The following is a 4,285-nucleotide window of genomic DNA, read 5'->3' as shown; positions in this document are numbered from 1 at the left end:
GGCGCCGACCGGTGTTGCGTATTACGAGCCGATGTAGGAAGTCTTCACCACGGTGTAGAACTCTTGCGCATAGCGACCTTGCTCACGCGAACCATAGGACGAACCTTTGCGCCCGCCGAACGGCACGTGGTAATCCACGCCGGCGGTCGGCAGGTTGACCATCACCATGCCCGCCTGGGAATGGCGTTTGAAGTGGTTGGCGTACTTCAACGAGGTGGTGGCGATACCTGCGGACAGGCCGAACTCGGTGTCGTTGGCCATCGCCAGCGCCGCCTCGTAGTCAGCCACGCGCACGACGTTGGCGACCGGGCCGAAGATCTCTTCACGGCTGATGCGCATCGAGGCTTCGCTGTCGGCGAACAGCGTCGGCGCCAGGAAGTAACCTTCGGTGTCGCAGGTCACCACACCACCACCGCTGACCAACCGCGCACCTTCGCTCTGGCCGATGTCGATGTACTTCAAGTCCTGGTTGAGCTGGGCCTCGGACACAACAGGGCCGATATCAGTGCCGGCCTTCAATGCATGACCGACCTTGATCGACTGCATGCGCTCGGCCATCGCCGCGACGAACTTGTCGTGGATACCGGCGGTGACGATCAGACGGCTCGACGCGGTGCAACGCTGGCCGGTGGAGTAGAACGCGCTCTGCACCGCCAGCTCGACGGCCTGCTTGAGGTCGGCGTCGTCGAGGATGATCTGCGGGTTCTTGCCGCCCATTTCCAACTGAACCTTGGCTTGGCGCGACACACAGTTGACCGCGATCTGCCGGCCCACGCCCACGGAACCGGTGAAGCTGATGCCGTCGACTTTGGGGCTGTTGACCAGGACTTCACCGACCACGCGGCCGCTGCCCATGACCAGGTTGAACGCACCGGCCGGGAAACCGGCGCGGGAAATGATTTCGGCCAAGGCCCAGGCACAGCCCGGCACCAGCTCGGCGGGCTTGATCACCACGCAGTTGCCGTAGGCCAGGGCCGGGGCGATTTTCCACGCGGGAATAGCGATCGGGAAGTTCCACGGGGTGATCAGGCCAACCACACCAAGGGCTTCACGAGTGACTTCAACGTTGACGCCCGGACGCACCGACGGCACGTAATCGCCCGACAGGCGCAGGCACTCGCCGGCGAAGAATTTGAAAATGTTGCCGGCGCGAGTCACTTCGCCGATGGCTTCGGGCAGGGTCTTGCCCTCTTCCCGGGCCAGCAATTGGCCGAGTTCTTCGCGGCGGGCGAGAATTTCACTGCCGACTTTATCCAACGCGTCGTGACGGGCCTGGATGCCCGAGGTCGACCAGGCCGGAAACGCAGCGCGAGCAGCGTCGATGGCGGCGTCGACTTGAGCGGCGTCAGCCTTGGCGTATTCACCGATGACATCGGACAAATCAGACGGGTTGATGTTGGTGCAATAGTCGGCACCGGCTACCCACTGACCGTTGATGTAGTTATCGAAACGCTTTGAATCTGCCACGAGTGCTCTCCTTACAATAAGCCTTACGCAAAAAGCCGCTGATTGCTCAGCGGCTTTGTCGGGTCTGTTACTGCTTGCCTTGCTTGTCGATCAGCGCGGCCAGGGCTTCGTATTCTTCTGGCAGCAGGTCGGTCAGCGGTGTGCGCACAGGGCCCGCGTCGTAGCCAACGATTTTCGCACCGGCCTTGACGATGCTCACCGCGTAACCGGCCTTGCGGTTGCGGATGTCCAGGTACGGCAGGAAGAAATCGTCGATGATCTTGCCGACGGTTTCGTGATCTTCACGGGCAATGGCGTGGTAGAAGTCCATCGCGGTTTTCGGGATGAAATTGAACACCGCCGAGGAGTAGACCGGTACGCCCAGGGCCTTGTAGGCCGCGGCGTAGACTTCGGCGGTTGGCAGGCCGCCCAGGTAGCTGAAGCGATCGCCGAGGCGACGACGGATCGACACCATCAGTTCGATATCGCCCAGGCCGTCCTTGTAGCCGATCAGGTTCGGGCAACGCTCGGCCAGTTGCTCCAGCTGGGTGGCGTTCAGGCGGCAGACGTTACGGTTGTACACCACCACGCCGATCTTCACCGATTTGCACACGGCTTCAACGTGGGCGGCAACGCCGTCCTGGCTGGCTTCGGTCAGGTAGTGCGGCAGCAGCAACAGGCCCTTGGCGCCCAGGCGCTCGGCTTCTTGAGCATATTCGATGGCCTGGCGAGTGGCACCGCCAACACCGGCGAGGATTGGCACGCTGGTAGCGCAGGTATCGACGGCAGTCTTGATGACTTGCGAATACTCACTGGCGGCCAGGGAGAAGAATTCACCGGTGCCGCCCGCTGCGAACAATGCAGAGGCGCCATACGGGGCCAGCCACTCGAGGCGCTTGATGTAGCTGTCGCGATTGAAATCGCCATTGGCAGTGAAATCGGTGACCGGGAACGACAGCAGGCCAGACGAGAGGATGGACTTCAGTTCTTGTGGATTCATTATTCGAACACCCTGGACGCAAATGTTTGTTATAGGAAAGCGGTTCAGCTTCGTGAGAAGTTGTAGGTCATCGTACAACTTAAAATGTGGGCGTCAACTGTATTTCGTCTTTTGTTGGGTGTCGGGAGCTGGTAGGACGGTCCAAAGCCTTGAGAATCGGACCGCAGAGAGAGAGAGATCGAAGGGCGATGCAAGCGTGCAGATCGAGCACCTGGACCGCTCATCGCTACTGTCAACTCTGCCAGTAGGCACCATGAAGGGGAAGAGAGCATAACGCTGGCGTGACCGAGCCATGTCCGGTCATGACCCTTTCCTTTTACAGTGAGCCGCCCATAACGCGACGATCAGGGCCGCCTCACAGGAGTAACCTCATGTCGACTTTCGCGATGCCCATCCTCGTTCAGTTCTCAGACAAACCCACCGAGAGCGTCAAGATCAGTTTGTCGGAAATCGGAGAAAACCTGGAGGTTCAGATTCCCGACTCGAATGAGATCTCGGCTAACTGGTCTGTCTATCCGATCCTTGGCGCCGACCGAAACTCTCCCGAGTGGACCGGCCAGCAAGTCGCTGCAGGCACGTGGGACGATGCCAGGGAGGACTACGTCAAGCTAACGGGGCTGAAAGTCACCGTGCCTAGGGCAGCGCTGCAAAAATATTTGAACAAAGAGGTTGGACTGCGTTACAGGTTTTCCAACGAATCCAGCTATGACTTGTATTCGGAGCCGTCAGTAAAGTTAAAGATCGAGACTTGATAGGCTGGAACACGACTCTAGACCGATTCCAAGACCTCTGTGGCGAGGGAGCTTGCTTCCGCTCGGTTGCGCAGCAACCGCCCTAAACCTGGGGCCGCTTCGCAGCCCAGCGGGAGCAAGCTCCCTCGCCACAAAAGCAATCATGCCGCCAGAGCAGTGTGCGATTCAGCCCTGCGCCTGCGCCTCTTCATGAGCCTGGCGCAGCCTTTCGCGGCTGTTGGTCAGGTGCAAACGCATGGCTGCACGGGCCGCATCGGAGTCCTGACGGGCGATAGCCTCGTAGATTTCCTCGTGCTCGCGGCTCAGGCGGTCCATGTAGTGCTGCTGGTCGTCATGGGCCAGGCGCGCCGAGTTCAGCCGAGTGCGCGGGATGATGCTGGTGCCCAGGTGGGTCATGATGTCGGTGAAGTAACGGTTACCGGTGGACAGGGCGATTTCCAAGTGAAAAGCGAAGTCCGAGGCCACGGCGTCGCTGGCGTGGGCCGCGCTTTCGTTCAAGGCGTCGAGCGCCGCACGCATCGCCGCCAATTGTTCGCTGCTGCGGCGCTGCGCCGCCAGACCGGCCGATTCCACCTCCAGGCTGATGCGCAACTCCAGGATCGCCAGCACGTCACGCAAAGTGACCACTGTTGCCGGGTCGATGCGAAAGCCGCTCGGGCTCGGCGTGTCGAGCACGAACGTGCCGATGCCGTGGCGGGTTTCCACCTGGCCGGCCGCCTGCAAGCGGGAAATCGCCTCGCGCACCACGGTTCGGCTGACACCATGGGCTTCCATGATCGCCGACTCGGTGGGCAATTTATCGCCACGCTTGAGCAGACCGTCGCGAATCTGCTCGGACAGCACCGTCACCAGCTCCTGCGCCAGGCTGCGGCGCTTGCGGGGAAGGCGTGGGACGTCGATCGGGTTTTCCATGGTGCATCTCTATTTTGACAAGCGGCTGAATACGCATCATAGCGCAACGTGGTTGTACGATCACCGTTGGTGCAGAAACCTAGTCGCTTTCATCGCGAGCAAGCTCGCTCCCACAGGGGAACGGCTACAGCCATAAACCTGCGACACATACCAGCACCCCTTGTGGGAGCGAGCC

4 protein-coding genes are annotated in these 4,285 nt (G+C 60.7%); 1 reads left to right on the top strand and 3 read right to left on the bottom strand.

Annotated features, from left to right (window positions below):
- Positions 1-21: 21 nt before the first annotated feature.
- Entirely contained in the window at positions 22-1,467 is a 1,446-nt protein-coding gene (locus ACE04F_RS17650) for an aldehyde dehydrogenase family protein (RefSeq protein WP_486108677.1), read from the bottom strand.
- A gap of 67 nt (positions 1,468-1,534) precedes the next feature.
- The gene (gene kdgD / locus ACE04F_RS17645) at positions 1,535-2,446 is read right to left on the bottom strand and encodes a 5-dehydro-4-deoxyglucarate dehydratase (RefSeq protein WP_186613371.1); all 912 of its coding nucleotides are present in this window, start codon (positions 2,444-2,446) and stop codon (positions 1,535-1,537) included.
- Positions 2,447-2,817: 371 nt separating this feature from the next.
- Here kdgD and ACE04F_RS17640 point away from each other — a divergent pair, with 371 nt between their 5' ends.
- The gene (locus ACE04F_RS17640) at positions 2,818-3,198 is read left to right on the top strand and encodes a hypothetical protein (protein WP_486108675.1); all 381 of its coding nucleotides are present in this window, start codon (positions 2,818-2,820) and stop codon (positions 3,196-3,198) included.
- Between the two features lie 165 nt (positions 3,199-3,363).
- Here the strand turns inward: ACE04F_RS17640 and ACE04F_RS17635 are convergent, their stop codons facing one another.
- Positions 3,364-4,110, bottom strand: coding sequence for a FadR/GntR family transcriptional regulator (locus ACE04F_RS17635; protein WP_486108674.1), 747 nt, complete (start codon positions 4,108-4,110; stop codon positions 3,364-3,366).
- Positions 4,111-4,285: the final 175 nt, after the last annotated feature.

It is taken from the genome of Pseudomonas sp. AGC41, assembly GCF_057334555.1.
Note: the sequence above shows the minus strand (reverse complement) of the source record. Positions and strands in the feature narration are given on the sequence as shown.